The sequence below is a fragment of the Lysinibacillus sp. BF-4 genome (assembly GCF_000743635.1).
GTDB lineage: Bacteria > Bacillota > Bacilli > Bacillales_A > Planococcaceae > Metalysinibacillus > Metalysinibacillus saudimassiliensis.
On record NZ_JPUW01000046.1, the window covers coordinates 1 to 15,629 of the forward strand.

Annotated in this window: 18 protein-coding genes and 1 riboswitch; of the genes, 15 read left to right on the forward strand and 3 right to left on the reverse strand. The window is 41.3% G+C overall.

Annotation, left to right across the window (positions count from 1 at the left end):
- Positions 1-61 precede the first annotated feature (61 nt).
- Positions 62-562, forward strand: a complete 501-nt coding sequence (locus CH76_RS11860) for a DNA-deoxyinosine glycosylase (protein ID WP_036146613.1) — start codon at positions 62-64, stop codon at positions 560-562.
- Positions 559-882 carry a hypothetical protein gene (locus CH76_RS11865; RefSeq protein WP_036146615.1) on the forward strand — a complete coding sequence of 108 codons (324 nt, stop codon included), beginning with the start codon at positions 559-561 and terminating at the stop codon, positions 880-882. Before CH76_RS11860 ends, CH76_RS11865 begins: the two co-directional genes overlap by 4 nt.
- A 55-nt stretch (positions 883-937) precedes the next feature.
- Here CH76_RS11865 and CH76_RS11870 read toward each other — a convergent pair whose 3' ends face one another.
- Both CH76_RS11870 and CH76_RS11875 read right to left on the reverse strand, forming a co-directional pair.
- The gene (locus tag CH76_RS11870) at positions 938-1,333 is read right to left on the reverse strand and encodes a DoxX family protein (RefSeq protein ID WP_051910353.1); all 396 of its coding nucleotides are present in this window, start codon (positions 1,331-1,333) and stop codon (positions 938-940) included.
- Between the two features lie 80 nt (positions 1,334-1,413).
- Positions 1,414-1,824, reverse strand: a complete 411-nt coding sequence (locus CH76_RS11875) for an Rrf2 family transcriptional regulator (protein WP_036146619.1) — start codon at positions 1,822-1,824, stop codon at positions 1,414-1,416.
- A gap of 115 nt (positions 1,825-1,939) precedes the next feature.
- On the opposite strand from CH76_RS11875, the gene CH76_RS11880 reads away from it, so the two are divergent.
- Complete coding sequence (locus CH76_RS11880) at positions 1,940-2,869, forward strand: helix-turn-helix transcriptional regulator (RefSeq protein ID WP_036146621.1); 930 nt, start codon at positions 1,940-1,942, stop codon at positions 2,867-2,869.
- Positions 2,870-2,875: 6 nt separating this feature from the next.
- Entirely contained in the window at positions 2,876-3,307 is a 432-nt protein-coding gene (locus CH76_RS11885) for a hypothetical protein (protein ID WP_036146623.1), read from the forward strand.
- Between the two features lie 32 nt (positions 3,308-3,339).
- Here the strand turns inward: CH76_RS11885 and CH76_RS11890 are convergent, their stop codons facing one another.
- On the reverse strand, positions 3,340-3,984 hold the full coding sequence (locus CH76_RS11890; protein ID WP_051910354.1) for an N-acetylmuramoyl-L-alanine amidase: 645 nt from the start codon (positions 3,982-3,984) through the stop codon (positions 3,340-3,342).
- Positions 3,985-4,170: 186 nt separating this feature from the next.
- Here CH76_RS11890 and CH76_RS11895 point away from each other — a divergent pair, with 186 nt between their 5' ends.
- The 11 genes from CH76_RS11895 to CH76_RS11945 all read left to right on the forward strand — a co-directional run bounded on the left by CH76_RS11895 (position 4,171) and on the right by CH76_RS11945 (position 15,623).
- A complete protein-coding gene (locus CH76_RS11895; protein ID WP_036146625.1) occupies positions 4,171-5,541 on the forward strand; it encodes an FAD-binding oxidoreductase in 1,371 nt (456 codons plus the stop codon).
- A gap of 2 nt (positions 5,542-5,543) precedes the next feature.
- Positions 5,544-6,473, forward strand: a complete 930-nt coding sequence (locus tag CH76_RS11900) for a bile acid:sodium symporter family protein (RefSeq protein WP_036146626.1) — start codon at positions 5,544-5,546, stop codon at positions 6,471-6,473.
- Positions 6,474-6,821: 348 nt separating this feature from the next.
- Positions 6,822-7,991 carry a methionine adenosyltransferase gene (gene metK / locus CH76_RS11905; RefSeq protein ID WP_036146628.1) on the forward strand — a complete coding sequence of 390 codons (1,170 nt, stop codon included), beginning with the start codon at positions 6,822-6,824 and terminating at the stop codon, positions 7,989-7,991.
- Positions 7,988-9,475, forward strand: coding sequence for an aminotransferase class I/II-fold pyridoxal phosphate-dependent enzyme (locus CH76_RS11910; RefSeq protein WP_051910355.1), 1,488 nt, complete (start codon positions 7,988-7,990; stop codon positions 9,473-9,475). Before metK ends, CH76_RS11910 begins: the two co-directional genes overlap by 4 nt.
- Positions 9,475-9,906 carry an adenosylmethionine decarboxylase gene (gene speD / locus CH76_RS11915; RefSeq protein ID WP_036146630.1) on the forward strand — a complete coding sequence of 144 codons (432 nt, stop codon included), beginning with the start codon at positions 9,475-9,477 and terminating at the stop codon, positions 9,904-9,906. The genes CH76_RS11910 and speD overlap by 1 nt, the downstream gene beginning before the upstream one ends.
- Positions 9,906-10,754, forward strand: a complete 849-nt coding sequence (gene speE, locus CH76_RS11920) for a polyamine aminopropyltransferase (RefSeq protein WP_036146631.1) — start codon at positions 9,906-9,908, stop codon at positions 10,752-10,754. Before speD ends, speE begins: the two co-directional genes overlap by 1 nt.
- Positions 10,747-11,592 carry an agmatinase gene (gene speB / locus CH76_RS11925; RefSeq protein WP_036146632.1) on the forward strand — a complete coding sequence of 282 codons (846 nt, stop codon included), beginning with the start codon at positions 10,747-10,749 and terminating at the stop codon, positions 11,590-11,592. Before speE ends, speB begins: the two co-directional genes overlap by 8 nt.
- An 82-nt stretch (positions 11,593-11,674) precedes the next feature.
- Positions 11,675-11,778, forward strand: a riboswitch (SAM riboswitch).
- Between the two features lie 107 nt (positions 11,779-11,885).
- Entirely contained in the window at positions 11,886-12,896 is a 1,011-nt protein-coding gene (locus CH76_RS11930; protein ID WP_036146633.1) for a methionine ABC transporter ATP-binding protein, read from the forward strand.
- Positions 12,893-13,555: a methionine ABC transporter permease gene (locus CH76_RS11935; protein ID WP_036146634.1), complete on the forward strand. Its 663-nt coding sequence runs from the start codon at positions 12,893-12,895 to the stop codon at positions 13,553-13,555. The genes CH76_RS11930 and CH76_RS11935 overlap by 4 nt, the downstream gene beginning before the upstream one ends.
- 15 nt (positions 13,556-13,570) lie before the next feature.
- Positions 13,571-14,437 carry a MetQ/NlpA family ABC transporter substrate-binding protein gene (locus tag CH76_RS11940; protein ID WP_036146635.1) on the forward strand — a complete coding sequence of 289 codons (867 nt, stop codon included), beginning with the start codon at positions 13,571-13,573 and terminating at the stop codon, positions 14,435-14,437.
- Position 14,438: 1 nt separating this feature from the next.
- Positions 14,439-15,623 carry a M20 family metallopeptidase gene (locus CH76_RS11945; protein WP_036146636.1) on the forward strand — a complete coding sequence of 395 codons (1,185 nt, stop codon included), beginning with the start codon at positions 14,439-14,441 and terminating at the stop codon, positions 15,621-15,623.
- Positions 15,624-15,629: the final 6 nt, after the last annotated feature.

Sequence of the window (15,629 nt, forward strand, 5' to 3'; positions counted from 1 at the left end):
CCTCCCATCTGAAGAAGGGAGAATTCTGGCGCATCATCCTAAAAGAAAGGATGTGGTAATAATGAGGGAACAAAGTTTAGCACCTGTCGTCGATAAAAACACAGCCGTTTTAGTGATTGGCTCTATGCCAGGGGTGCAATCATTAGAGAAGCAACAATATTACGGTAATCCACGCAATCATTTTTGGCTAATAATGAGTGACATTATTGGCGAACCAGCACCTATAGATTATAAAGAGCGGTTAGATTGGTTGCTCGCTAATCGTATTGGTTTATGGGATGCCATTGCAAGTTGTGAGCGCAAGGGTAGCCTTGATTCAAATATTCGCAATGAAGTGCCCAATGATTTTTTTGCACTGTTTACCCGCTATCCACAAATTACGCATATTGTATTTAATGGCGCTAAGGCCGAAAGTGTTTTTATAAAAAAGGTAGGGCTATCACTATTAGGTGAACGTCAGCATATTCGTATGCCATCAACAAGCCCAGTACCAGGGCGCTATATTAAAACAATAGCGCAAAAAATTGAGCATTGGCAAATTATAAGGGAGTGGCTACTATGAATGAAGTTATAACAAAGGAGCAGTTAAGTATCGCGCTTGAGCAAGCAGATATTATTATTGTAAGTGGTGCGCTAGCTTTACAACTACGTGTGTTAGCAAACAAGGAAGTTGCACCACTTGCTCTGCCAGCACCTGAACAACTACATCGTATGCCACTGAGTGAAGCGGCAAACTATGCACAAAAGGCGGGACTAAATGTCCGTAGTGCCTTTAATCTTGTACGCTATATCGGTGTAACAAATGTCTTTCAAGTGTTGCGTCATTATACAGTGACGTTACGCCGAGCGGATGGTACTGAGTTATTGCTACGCCGAAAATAAAAAGGTTTGCCTATTGTGGGCAAACCTTTTTGTAACTAATCTAGTTACAGGTATATTACAGCTTTTCGTCTACTTGTCCTGTAGCTAATGGATCAAAGAATTTTGTCCACATACTTGTTGCGTACATAGCAATAGATAAGGAAATCAATGTAAGTTCTAACTCAAAACCATCAAGGAAGCCTGCCTCTAATTTTACTGTGCCAATAGCGCCTAACATAACAACGATAAATAATAATGAAATAACTTTAGTAAATAAACCAAGAATTATTAAAATACCACCGACTAGTTCGATAATCGCAACGATATAAGCTAATGCTCCTGGTAGACCAATGCTGCCAAAGAACTCAGCTGTGCCACTAATGCCACCTTGAAATTTAGCTAATCCATGTAAAAAGAAAATAACGCCTAATAAAATGCGGGCGATGAGTAGCCCAATGTTTTTTTCGCTCATAATAAACTCCTTATACACAGGTGATTAACCTGTGATTGATTTAGTTACAAGTGGGGTGTGAAAAAATAAAACGCTTTTATTTATTGTTTTAAATCTTGAACAACGTCAGCTACTGTTTTATTAGCAAGTACTTGCTCCATAGCGAGCTGCGCATCTTTAAATGTATCGTTTAACGCGCCCTGAATATTGCGTCCTACAGGGCAGTTGGGGTTCGTTTCTTCATGGACTGAAAACAAAGCATCATCCAAAATAACGGCATGATAAATTTCAAGAAGCGAAATTTCGCTTGGGCATTTATTTAATGTAATACCTGCAACGCCAGGAGTTGTACTTACAAGACCTGCACGCTTTAATAAACCAGTGATGCGACGTATAACGACGGGGTTCGTATTTACACTGCCCGCAATCCATTCAGACGAGTGTTGCTCGGATGGATAAGCTGCGATAAGTGAAATGATATGAACCGCTACGGAAAAACGCGTATTAATCATACTATCACCACCTGTATGTAACCACAATAGTTACAGGTGGTTAAAATGTCAAGACTTATAACTTTTAGTGAGTGCTGTAATCATGCTAGGTTAGCTATAACAAGGAGGTTTTACCATGACAATTTCATTATTAAATGGCGCAAGCTTTCATCAAACAACTAGCGGTATACATAGCATAGCGCCAGCATTTGGTTCAGGTACGATTATGCGTACTAAAACGACGCAAGGTATCGAAATTATTAATGTTAAGGCAACATTTACTAAACCACTCTACATTGCCAAATCAACGAGCACAGATTATATTGCTTGCACATATTATATTAACGGGGAGCCGTTGTACGAAGCACCATCGCCTGTAGCGCAAATGTTACAGCAAGGTATGACGTTACTAGCACAGACAGTAGAGCAACATTTACCTACCCATATTTATGAGGGAGAGGTTCAGTTTATAGAGGTGCGTTACCCATTAGCTATCATTGAGCACTTTATCGGAGATGGTGAGCAGGCACTTTTATTACGCGAAAGGCTGCAATATAATGGGCTCGAACAATTCACTAATAGTGCCATCATCCAACAACAAGCTCATGCGATTGCGGGGTTAAGCAAAACTTCCGCATTGTATGCGATGAAGGCAGAGGCTCAAGCGATTGATATGTTAGCTACATGTTTTGGTGAGTTGCTTCAAACTATAAGCTGGCGTATGCCAACGAAGGACGAGCTACTGCGTGTAAAGCGTGGCTATGATTTATTACTTGCTAATATTCAACAGCCACCTACTTTACATGAACTCGCTGTGCAAACAGGTTTAACAGAAGATGAGCTGGCGCGATTTTTTACACAGATTTTTGGTGCGCCTATCGTCACTTTGGTGCGTGCTTGGCAAATGGCTAATACGATTGAATTAGTAGCAAATGGGGAAATAACAGTAGTAGAGGCGGCAAAAGCATTTGGCTACGGTAGTGAGGAGAGTACCCTAGCAAATGCCTTTAAAAAGCAATTTGGCATGACACCTCGTGATTATTTTTCGATGTTAGTAAAGGAGTGAGACGAAATGAATTTCGAACAAACGACAAATGAACGCGTAATGAAATGTGAGCTAACGCATAGCATTGCTGACGTAGATAAATTTATTATGGGCATGGAAGAGTTACTTGCGAAGAAGGAGTATTTTGGGGTAGCTATTATTAAGGATGAGGTAGCGGTAGCACCTGATGAGGAGAGTGCAGCCTATAAAAAGTTAGTAGCATGGTTAGACGAAAATCGTCCACGCATGAATAAGTATTGTGTAGGGCTGTCGCAGGTAACACCTAAAGAGGCGGAGACAACCATTTCACGTGAGCTTTATGGTTGTGACGGCTTGGCTGTGATGAATGAGGAAGACGCAGTAGCGTGGCTTCAAAAACAAGGACGAGAAACCGAACAAAGCCTGCGCACACTCAATAATCAATGGCTGCTATATGCATTTAATTACGGCTGGTTTTAAAATAAGTCACTGCGCCTACTAAGCGCAGTGACTTATTTTTTTGAGGTGAGGGCTTGGTCTTTCATATAGTAATTAACCGTTTTAGTAACAGCATCGGCAATTTTTTGCTGGTAAGCGTTTTGTAATAAACGCGCTAGCTCCTGTTCATTTGTCATAAACCCTGTTTCAATCAATAATGATTTCATGGTCGTGCCACGAAGCACAGCGAGGTCAGGGCGGGATATAACCCCTTTATCAACCGCCTTCGTTGTTGCAGTGAGCTGTTTTAGCATTTGTTGAGCCAGTTGTTCATTTGCTTGTTCACTATCAGGATAATAGAGCACCTGTATGCCTTCAACTTCACTACTATTTTCGATAGCGTTGGCATGGACGCTAATAAAAAAATCAGCTTGCTGTGCATTTGCTGTTGTGTAGCGCTCCTCTAAAGATAAAGTGCTATCATCTTGGCGTAGCATAATTACTTTATAATGATTTTTGGCGAGCGAAGCGGCAATTTTTTTAGCGATGGCAAGATTGATGTCTTTTTCGTAAATACCAGTAGGGCTAATTGTGCCAGGATCCTCACCTCCGTGACCAGCATCCACAACGATAGTTAACTTTGCTGGGCGTAAACTGATGGTAAGTATGAGTAGGAATATAATAATGGCAACACTGCCAATAATAATTTTTTTATTCATGTTAAACGCTCCTTATTTTATTAAGTATACGCTGTAAGTGCTACGAAAGTTCTTAAGAAATACTTAATATTTCCTTAATTATAAACAGAAAATTAAGAATATTTATAATGCATTGAAAATAATAGAATTTACCTCTATAATTGCATTTATCGGTATTTTCAGAAAATTAAACTGTAGGTGAGGATAATGACAAACATGGTAGACAACTTAAGAGATTTATTATCGAAAGAGCAAGTGAGTATTAATGAAACAATTTTAGAACAACATGGACAGGATGAGTCGTATCATCAAACGTCACAGCCTGATGTAGTAGTGTTCCCCCATTCGACAGAGGAGGTAAGTAAAGTATTAGCCTATGCGAATGACAATAAAATTCCGGTGGTCCCATTTGGCCGCGGCTCCAGCTTAGAGGGGCATGTTATTCCGTATGATAATGGGATAACGATTGATTTTTCGTTAATGGATAAAATTATCGACATTCGACCAGAAGATTTACTGGTAGTAGTGCAGCCAGGTGTTACGCGTGTGCAATTAAATGACGCGTTAGCAAAGCATGGCTTGTTCTTTTCGGTTGACCCAGGTGCTGATGCAACATTAGGCGGCATGGTGGCAACAAATGCGAGTGGTACTACAGCGGTACGTTATGGTGTAATGCGTGACCAAGTACGTGACTTAGAAGTTGTACTAGCAGACGGCACAGTTATGCACACGGGAAATTTAGCCGCAAAATCAGCATCAGGTTATCATTTAAATGGCTTATTTACAGGCTCTGAAGGTACGCTGGGTTGCTTTACTGAGCTAACATTGCGCGTCTTTGGTATCCCAGAGTTCGAAACAGCCGCTCGTGCAACATTTGATACGGTAGATGATGCTGTAGCGGCAGTAACAAGCGTATTACAAGTGGGTATTCCGATTGCGCGTGTAGAGTTAGTAGATGAAGAGTCTATTCGACAAGTAAATTTACACAGTGAAACAAATTTTGCAGAAAAGCCAACGTTATTTTTAGAGTTTCATGGCAATGAAGCGGGTTTAAAACAAGATATTGAGTTTACCACAGAGCTAATGAATGACTGCGGTTGTCAGGAAATTATTTTTGAAAGTGATACGGCAGCGCGTAATTTATTATGGACAGCACGTCATAATTTAGCTTATGCCTATATTCATTCAAATCCAGGCAAAAAAATGATGGTGACGGATGTTTGTGTTCCGATTTCAGCGCTAGCAGGTGCAATCCACCATGCGCGTGAGCAAATTACAGCCTTTGATTTAACAGGTGGTTTAGTTGGGCACGTAGGTGATGGTAACTTCCATGCTATTTTAATGGTGGATATGAACGATGCAGATGCCGTGCGTCGTGCTAATGAATTTAACGAAGCGATTGTAATGTATGCCTTAAATAAAAAGGGAACATGTACAGGCGAACATGGTGTTGGTGTAGGTAAACAAAAATACCAAGAGCTTGAGCATGGTGCAGCTTATGTGTTAATGCAACAATTAAAACGCACACTAGATCCTAATAATATTTTAAATCCAGGCAAGATAGTGAAGGTGGATTAATTATGAAGCTACTAGCGACAATTAGTTCACTTGCGGGCAAATATTTTGCGCTTTTAGTAATGGGAATGGCTATACTGGCATACTTTGTACCAGCGCCCTTCCTACCACTAGGCTCATATATTTCACTTTTACTTGGTGTTGTAATGTTTGGAATGGGGCTTACACTTAGCGCCACAGATTTTAAACTTGTGCTTACACGTCCGCTTGCTGTACTAGTCGGCGTAGTAGCACAGTTTACAGTTATGCCATTGGCAGCTCTTGCTATTGCATACTTGTTAAAATTACCACCAGAGTTAGCAGCTGGTTTAGTGTTACTAGGCTCAGTACCAGGTGGCACAGCGTCAAATGTTATGGTGTATTTAGCTAAAGGAAACGTACCACTGTCAATTACAATGACATCAGTATCAACTTTGCTAGCGCCAATTATGACGCCACTTTTACTGCTATTATTTGCAGGGCAGTGGATGCCAGTAGATGCTAAGTCAATGTTCATTATGATTATTCAAGTAATTATTGTACCGATTATTTTAGGTATTGTTGTGCGTAAGTTTGCACCAACACTTGTACAAAAAAGTATTGCAGTTGTGCCATTAATTTCAGTAGCTGCCATCATCATCATTGTAGGGGCTGTTGTATCCAAAAACCAAGAAACAATTGCAACAGCAGGGCTACTTGTATTCTTTGCCGTATTTTTACACAATACAGCAGGTTTAATTATTGGTTACTATGTCGGCAAGCTATGTAAATTAAGTGTCAGCGATCAACGTGCATTAGCTATTGAGGTAGGTATGCAAAACTCTGGTTTAGGTGTGGCTTTAGCAACCGCTCACTTAGGACCGTTAGCGGCGTTACCGAGTACATTTGGCGCGGTATGGCATAATATTTCGGGACCAATTATTGCGACAGTTTGGTCAAAAAAGAAAGTGGATTAATGCAAAAAGTACTTAGCTATACACGATAATCATGCAAAAAACACTTTAATAGGAAATGAAAAATTTTTCAGAAAAATGCGTTGACATATAAAATAAAATCACATATGATGTGGTCAGCATAAATAAAGTCTATCTTATTAATAGCCGTTGAGACGAGGGGTCGAAGATACGGTGGCAAACCAACTTAGCTAATAGTTAAGGACTGGGGCCCAGCCTGAGCGCAAAGTTTTCCGCTTTGCGAACGATAAGAGGATAAGCAGCTGATTATGACATCGAAGCTTTCCTTTGGTTGTAGGGAGAGCTTTTTTTGTGCGCAAAATAACCTTTTAATTCAAGGAGTGTCGTATTTTGGTTGAGAAAATTTTATTTACATCGGAGTCTGTGGCGGAAGGTCACCCAGACAAAATTGCAGATCAAATTTCTGATGCAGTTTTAGATGCTGCATTGGCACAGGATCCATACTCACGTGTGGCATGTGAAGTTTTTACAACGACAAATTGTGTCATTGTTGGCGGTGAGATAACAACAAACGCAACGCTAGACATTGAACAAATTGCACGACAAACATTACAACAAATTGGCTATACTGACGAAGCATATGGCATTGATGGTGCAACTTGTGAGGTACGTGTGCTTGTGCATACACAGTCAGCAGATATTGCACAGGGCGTTGATGCTTCAAGTGATACGAAGGCGATTGGCGCGGGTGACCAAGGCATTATGTTTGGTTATGCGACCAACGAAACCGAAAATCTTATGCCATTAGCTATTGAGATGGCGCATGCACTTGTACGTAGAGCATCAGCATTACGTAAAAGTGGAGACTTTACATGGGCGCGACCTGATATGAAGTCACAAGTAACAATAGATTATACAGCTGAGCCAAAAGTCGATACGATTTTAATGTCTATTCAGCATGATGAGGATTTTAACGAAGCGCAGTTTAAAGCTTATGTGACTACCGAAATTATTGAAGCAGTAGCACGTGACTATGGTTTTACAGCACCATTCCGTATTTTAATTAATCCTACAGGACGCTTTGTGATAGGCGGCCCGCATGGTGATGCAGGTTTAACAGGACGAAAAATTATTGTGGATACGTACGGCGGAGCAGCGCGTCATGGTGGCGGCGCGTTTTCGGGTAAGGACTGTACAAAAGTTGATCGCTCAGGTGCTTATGCGGCGCGTTTTGTAGCAAAAAATATTGTAGCAGCAAAGCTAGCTGACCGTTGCGAAATTCAATTATCTTATGCGATTGGTGTAAGTGAACCAATCAGTATTGCGATTGATACATTTGGTACAGGCAGAGTAGCGGAAGACGTATTATTACAGGCGATTCGCGCTAATTTTGATTTAACACCTGCAGGCATTATAGAGATGTTAGATTTACGTCAGCCAATGTATGCTGACACAGCGGCATATGGTCATTTTGGTCGTTCGGATTTACAGCTACCATGGGAGCAACCTACAAAAGTAGCGGCTTTACAACAGGCGGTAGCAGTAGGTGTTTCGCAATGAAGCAAAGCGTGCTGTCGCTAGCGCCATCAGTGCCGTTAACGCAGCAACGCATGCCTTTGTACGAAGCTTTACACACTTATAGCCAAAGTGGCGTTACACCTTTTGATGTACCTGGCCATAAAATGGGCGCTACAACGAATACACTTCAACAAGCTTTTGGGGATGTGTTAGGGCTAGATGTTAACTCCATGAAGGAGCTAGATTTATTAAGCCATCCTCAAGGTGTGATTGCGGAAGCGCAGTCACTTGCGGCAGAAGCGTTTGGAGCAGATGAGGCCTTCTTTTTAGTGAATGGTACGACGATAGGTATTTTAGCTATGATCATGGCAACTTGTGCACCAGGTGAGACATTGTTAGTACCACGTAATGGGCATAAGTCTGTCATGGATGGCATTATTTTAAGCGGTGCACATCCGATTTTTATTCAGCCCGAGGTGGATTTACACTTTGGTATTGCTCACGGAGTATCAGTAGCTAGTGTGGCGCGTGCCATCGCTACAAATCCATCTGCGAAGGTACTGTTAGTAACGTACCCTACGTATTTTGGAGCTATGAGTGAGTTAACTGAGATTTGTGAACTTGCACATCAGCACAACATTACTGTCATTGTTGACGGAGCTCACGGAGCCCATTTAGGCTTTATGCCAAATGGTAAAGATGCGCTAGCGTGTGGAGCAGATGCCGTAACGTTAAGCATGCATAAAACAGCAGGCTCACTAACGCAGAGTTCGTTATTATTGCTACAAACAAAGCGCATTACTAAGGCTTCCGTACAAAAGGTATTAGGTATGCTACAAACTACAAGTGCGAGCTATTTGTTAATGAGCTCACTTGATATCGCGCGCCATGAATTAGTGTGCCATGGTAAGGAGCGCTATGCACAATTGCTACCACTTATTAAGCAGGCCACTAAGCAAATTGAGGCGGGCGGTCATTATGAAGTATTAAAACAAGCTTATGTAAACGAGCGATTTGCACAGCATTATGACATGACAAAATTAGTAGTGCGTGTTAATAATCTAGGGTTAACAGGCTTTGAGGTATATACATTATTAAAAGAGCAATACAATATCCAAATGGAATTAGCTGAGGGTTATGTGGTGATGGCGGTTATTACACCTGCTGATACAACAACGAGCTTACAACGCTTAGTAGATGCACTACTAGCCATCGAAAAAGACCATGCTAAAGGTATGACAGTGCTATCATTGCACGTTACACCTGATGAGGTAAATGAACTTGTTGTCTGTCCACGTGAAGCGTATTATGCCAGCCAAGAAACCATTGTTATAGATGAGGCAGAGGGGCGTATTAGCGCAGATACTTTGATGATTTACCCACCTGGTATACCACTCGTAATCCCAGGCGAAAAAATCTCACGCGATGTCATCGCGCAGTATCACTACTACAATAAAACAATAGGTAACGTACTTATGGAGGCAGGGAGTGCCCACCATATTACAGTTATAAAGGAGCATGCATAATGGGATTAGAATTACGTACATTAGGTCGTCACGTGTTAATTGAGTTTTATGGTTGTCCAAGTGAAATTATCGAAAACAATGCACTAATTGAGCAATATATGCGAGAAGCAGCAGACTACTCAGGCGCAACTATTGTGGAGTCTGTATTTCATCACTTTAATCCTTACGGCGTATCAGGCGCAGTCATTATTGAGGAGTCGCATTTAACGATTCATACATGGCCGGAGTACGGCTTTGCTTCTGTGGATGTTTATACTTGCGGAGAGACTGTAAATCCATGGATGGCAGCAGATTACTTAGCCGAAAAATTAAAAGCAAGTAAAACAGAATCATTTGAAATCCCTCGAGGTATGGCGGATAAAATCCGTTTACATGCAGAGCAGGAAATCAAAAACATTCAAGTTAAGGTACAACTGGAGGGCGTTATGTAATGAAGTGGTATACCGAGGACTGGAGTGACGAGTGTAAATTTTCGATTGCTTATGATGCACATTTACACACAGAGCAAACACCGTTTCAAAAAATTGATTTTTACCAAGGTAAGGAGTTTGGCACGTTCTTTACGCTAGATGGGCTAATGATGGTTAACGAAAAAGACGAATTTATTTACCATGATATGATTGTGCATCCTGCGATGGCAACAAATCCGAATATCAAAAATGTACTAATTATTGGTGGTGGTGATGGCGGTACAGCGCGTGAAGTATTACGCTATGGCTTTGTCGAAAATGTTGTAATGGCAGAGATTGATGAACGTGTTTTTCGTTTGAGCCAGCAGTACCTACCTGTTACAGCAGCAGGCGTAGAGGAAGACCCACGCATGACGCTACACTTTGAAGATGGGCTAGCCTATGTGAAAAATGCGGCAGATAAATCTTTTGATTTAATTTTAGTAGACTCTACTGATCCTATCTCAGTAGGTGAGGGTTTATTTACTACAGCCTTTTATGAGGAGTGCCACCGTGTGTTAACAGATGATGGTATTTTGATTAATCAACATGAGTCACCTTACTTTGCAGAGTATGCCGAAAATATGAAAAAAGCACATCACAAAATTAAGGCTATCTTCCCAATTACACATGTTTACCAATACCACATGCCAACGTATCCATCAGGTCACTGGCTATTTGGCTTTGCTTCAAAGTCATTAAGCCCACTGCAAATTGATGAGCAACAATGGCAGAGCTACGGGTTACAAACAAAGTATTATAATACGGATTTACACCGTGGTGCCTTTGCATTACCGAGCTATGTAAGGGAGAAGTTAGGGCATGAATAATTTAAACTTTATTGGGTGTGACGCTTCATTTGAAGAAGCACAGACAATATTATTTGGTGTACCTTTTGATGGTACAACGAGCTTTCGCCCAGGCACGCGCTTTGCGATGCAAGCGATTAGACCTGATTCTTATGGGCTTGAAACCTACTCGCCTTATTTGGATGCAGATTTAGAAGATGTAGCGATTTGTGATGGTGGCGATTTAGAGCTGCCATTTGGTAATACGCAAGCAGTGATGACGCAAATTAAAGATTATTGTACAGAGGTGCTAGCAGCTAATAAAATGTTTTATATGGTAGGCGGCGAACATTTAGTAAGCCTACCTGCGATTGAAGCGGCCTACGAAAAATATCCTGAACTTCATGTGATTCATTTGGACGCGCATACGGATTTGCGTGATGATTATATGGGTGAGCCATTGTCACATGCTTCAGTAATTCGTCGCTGCCATGATTTTTTAGGCGATGGTCGTATTTTTCAATTTGGCATTCGTTCAGGTACACGTGAGGAGTTTGAGTGGGCGAAGACGCACACACATCTCGAAAAATTTACGTTAACAACTTTAGCCAAAACGATTGAGCAATTGAAGGATAAGCCTGTTTACATTACGATTGATTTAGATGTATTAGACCCTGCTGTTTTTCCTGGTACAGGTACGCCTGAGCCAGGTGGCATCAGCTATACAGAGCTGTTAGCAGCAATAAAATTATTTCAACAACTTAATCATATTGTATCTGCAGATGTGGTGGAATTGTCACCACAATATGATGTGTCTGGTGCATCTACAGCCGTAGCCTGCAAAACAATTCGTGAGATGCTGTTAACAATTACAAAATAAAAAGTTTTCAAAAAACGGTTGACTTCTAAAACAGTAGCCTGTAAAGTGATACTCAACTTAAAAAACTAAATAACAACACAATTTCTTATCGAGAGAGATCGAGGGACAGGCCCTATGACATCTCGGCAACAGGTTTTCTTAACACTGTGCCAAATCCTGCAAACGTCTATGTTTGAAAGATGAGAAGAGTGGTTCGGTATATTTTCTGAATCCTTCTTTTTTCCATCTTTTCATAGATGGGAGAAAGAAGGATTTTTTTCTTTCTCCTACTGATATGAGAAGGGAGCAGCTATATGATTACATTTCATAATGTTACTAAAACATTTACTACTAAGGATCGAGAGGTTACAGCCGTTAAGGATGTTAACTTAACAATTGAGCAAGGCGACATCTTCGGCATTATTGGCTTTAGTGGCGCAGGTAAGAGTACATTACTACGCCTAGTCAATTTACTAGAGGAGCCAACGGAGGGCAAGGTCACAATTAATGGGCAAGATATTACAGTGCTAAGTAAAAAACAATTGCGTGAGCAACGCCGAGACATTGGTATGATTTTTCAAAACTTTAATCTCTTTACCTCACGCACTGTGTTTGGCAATATTGCCTACCCACTACAGCTTGCAGGAGTAGCTAAAGGCGAGGTAACACGCCGTGTTAATGAGTTGCTAACCTTTGTTGGTTTAACAGAAAAGGCCAAGCATTACCCAGAGCAATTGTCGGGTGGGCAAAAGCAACGTGTAGGTATAGCAAGAGCACTAGCAACGTCACCAAGCATCTTAATTTGTGATGAAGCTACGTCAGCACTTGACCCTAATACTACAGCAGATATTTTACAGCTCATCCAAAAGGTTAACCGTGAGCTAGGTATTACGGTATTGCTTATCACACATGAGATGCAAGTTATCGAAGCCATTTGCAATCGCGTGGCAGTAATGGAAGAAGGGCAGGTTATTGAAACAGGAACCGTCTTCGAAACATTTTCAAATCCACAGCATCCTACTACACAGCGTTTCATTCGCGCTACGGAGCAGGATTTACCATCAGCTCATTTGCTGGGGCAGTGGAGTGATACGCAATTGTATCGCATTATTTTTAAAGGAGACCGTGCAAGTGATCCATTGCTATCCAAGATTACGCGTAAACATAATGTTGATGTCAATATTATTTACGGCACAGTCAAAGAGTTACAGCAACGCTTCTTCGGCAATTTGATCGTCTCATTTGAAGGTCAGCCAGTCGCAGTAGCCCAAGTCTTACAAGAATTACAACAAATTGTAGAGGTGAAGGAGGTGCAAGTCGCATGAAGGTAGATTGGCAAACATTTTGGCCTCGCATTGTAGAGGCTACATTTGAAACCCTAACGATGGTATTAACAACATTAGCCTTTAGTACAATCATTGGTACGATTATCGGCTTAACTTTATTTGTGACACGCAAGGGCGGTATTTTAGAAAACAAATGGGTATCCTTTATTTTAAACTTAGGCATTAATATTATTCGTCCAATACCCTTTGTTATTTTGTTAGTGGCCTTAACGCCACTAACCCGCCTCGTAGTTGGTTCAATTATTGGTACAGCAGCAGCGATTTTCCCTATTACGATTGCAGCCTCATTTGTTGTAGCGCGTGTAGTGGAAAATAACCTTATCAGTATTGACCCTGGTGTCATTGAAGCTGCGGAAGCAATGGGCGCTAGTCCGTTTCAAATTATTCGTACGGTGCTCATTCCAGAGGCACTAGGACCATTAATTTTAGGTTTAACTTTTGTAACAGTGAGCTTAATTGATTTTTCTGCAGTAGCAGGAACAGTAGGTGGCGGTGGCTTAGGGCACGTCGCAATGACCCATGGCTATCAGCGTTTTGATACGAGCGTAATTGTTGTAACAGTTGTTATTTTAATTATTTTAGTACAGCTGTCACAATGGCTAGGTAATAAAATTTCACGAAAAATTTTACGTAGATAAAAGGAGAAGATAACAATGAAAAAACAACTATTAGTAGTAGTAATAGCGGCAGTGGCTTTAGTGCTTGCCGCATGTAATAAAGGGGATGCCGCACCAAAAGCGGAGGATGACAAAAAGGTTGTAATTGGCGTAACAGGTACAGACGGTGAACAGTGGGAAGTATTAAAGAGCCTAGCTAAAGAAGAAGGCATTGACGTAGAGCTAAAAGAGTTTTCGGATTATACATTACCTAACAAAGCATTAGCAGATGGCGATGTAGATTTAAATTCCTTCCAACATATTGCTTTCCTAAGCCAATTTGAACAAGAGCACAAAACAAATTTAACACCAATTGGCTCAACATTTATTGCACCACTTGGTATTTATTCGACTAAAATTACTGATATTTCAGAAATCAAAGATGGCGATAAAATCGCTATTCCGGATGACCCATCAAATCAGGGGCGTGCCTTACGTCTATTAGAGGCAGCAGGTTTACTTACATTAGATGCTAGCGCAGGATTATTTGGCGACACTACACATATTAAAGAAAATCCAAAAAACCTTGAGATTTTACCGATGGTTGCCCAACAAACACCACGTGTACTAGAGGATGTAGCAGTATCACTTATTAATAATGGTGTAGCAGTTCAAGCGGGCTTCCATCCATTAGATGACCCAATTTATATTGAGGACGGCGATAGTGCAGATCCTTACATTAATGTTTTTGCAGCGCGTGAGGCTAATAAAGATAACGAAGTGCTAAATCGAATTGTAGCACTTTACCATGACCCAAAAGTAATCGAAGCAGCAAACAAAGAGCTTGGTGGAGGTGCGATTGTCATTGACCGTACACCACAAGAACTAGCGAAAATTTTAACAGACCTACAGGGAGGTAATTGATATGCCGACAACTTTACAAACGATTGACAATATAATAGAAGAAAGTCGTGAAAAATGGCTAACAACTAGTCATGCGATTCATGCTAAACCTGAAATTGGGAACGAAGAATATTTTGCTAGCGCAGCCCTAGCTAAGTTATTAACAGAGGCAGGTTTTACAGTAGAAAGCAATGTAGCAGGGCACGAAACAGCCTTTTATGCGAGCTTTGATAGTGGCAAGGAGGGAGCGACGATTGCTTACTTAGCTGAGTATGATGCGTTGCCCGTCTTAGGTCATGCTTGCGGACATAATATTATTGGTACAACGAGCGTAGCAGCAGCTATCGCACTAGCAGAACAAACAAAGCGTGTAGGTGGCAAGGTTGTGGTACTTGGTACACCTGCTGAGGAGGGTGGCCCTAATGGGAGTGCCAAAGGAAGCTTTGTACGTCATGGTTATTTAAAAGATATTGATGTGGCATTAATGATTCACCCCTCAGGTCGTACGGCAACAACAGGCGAATCATTGGCAGTTAATCCGTTAGATTTTCATTTTTATGGACAAGCAGCGCATGCGGCAGCCGCACCAGAACACGGCATTAATGCACTAGATGCGGTCATTCAATTATTTACAGGCATCAATGCACTGCGTCAGCAACTACCAAGTGACGTACGCATCCACGGTATTATTACAAATGGAGGCGAAGCGCCAAACATTATCCCTGCTTATGCTTCGGCTCGCTTTTACCTTCGTGCTTCAACTTGGGCGAAGACGGAGGAGGTAACGGCCAAAGTGCGTGCAATTGCAGAAGGTGCAGCACTTGCAACAGGAGCAACAGTTAAGATTGAGCGCTTCCAAAATGAGGTCAAAGATTTAGTACTTAACGCAACGCTTGATAGCATTTTAGCAGAGGAGTTAAGTGACTTAGGTGAGAAGGTATACACTACAAAAACAGGGCTTGGCTCAACAGATGCAGGCAATATTAGTTATGAAGTGCCTACTGCTCATCCTTATATTAAAATTGGCGATGAAGATTTAATTGCACATACAGATGAGTTTAGAGAAGCAGCGGCTTCAGCAAAAGGTGACGATGCATTACTCATTGGTGCTAAGGCCTTGGCAACAACGGGCTACCGTTTATTAACAGACAGCGAGCTTTTAGCACAAGCAAAGCGTGACTTTACTTTAGCTAAAAGCAATAAGTAAAATGAC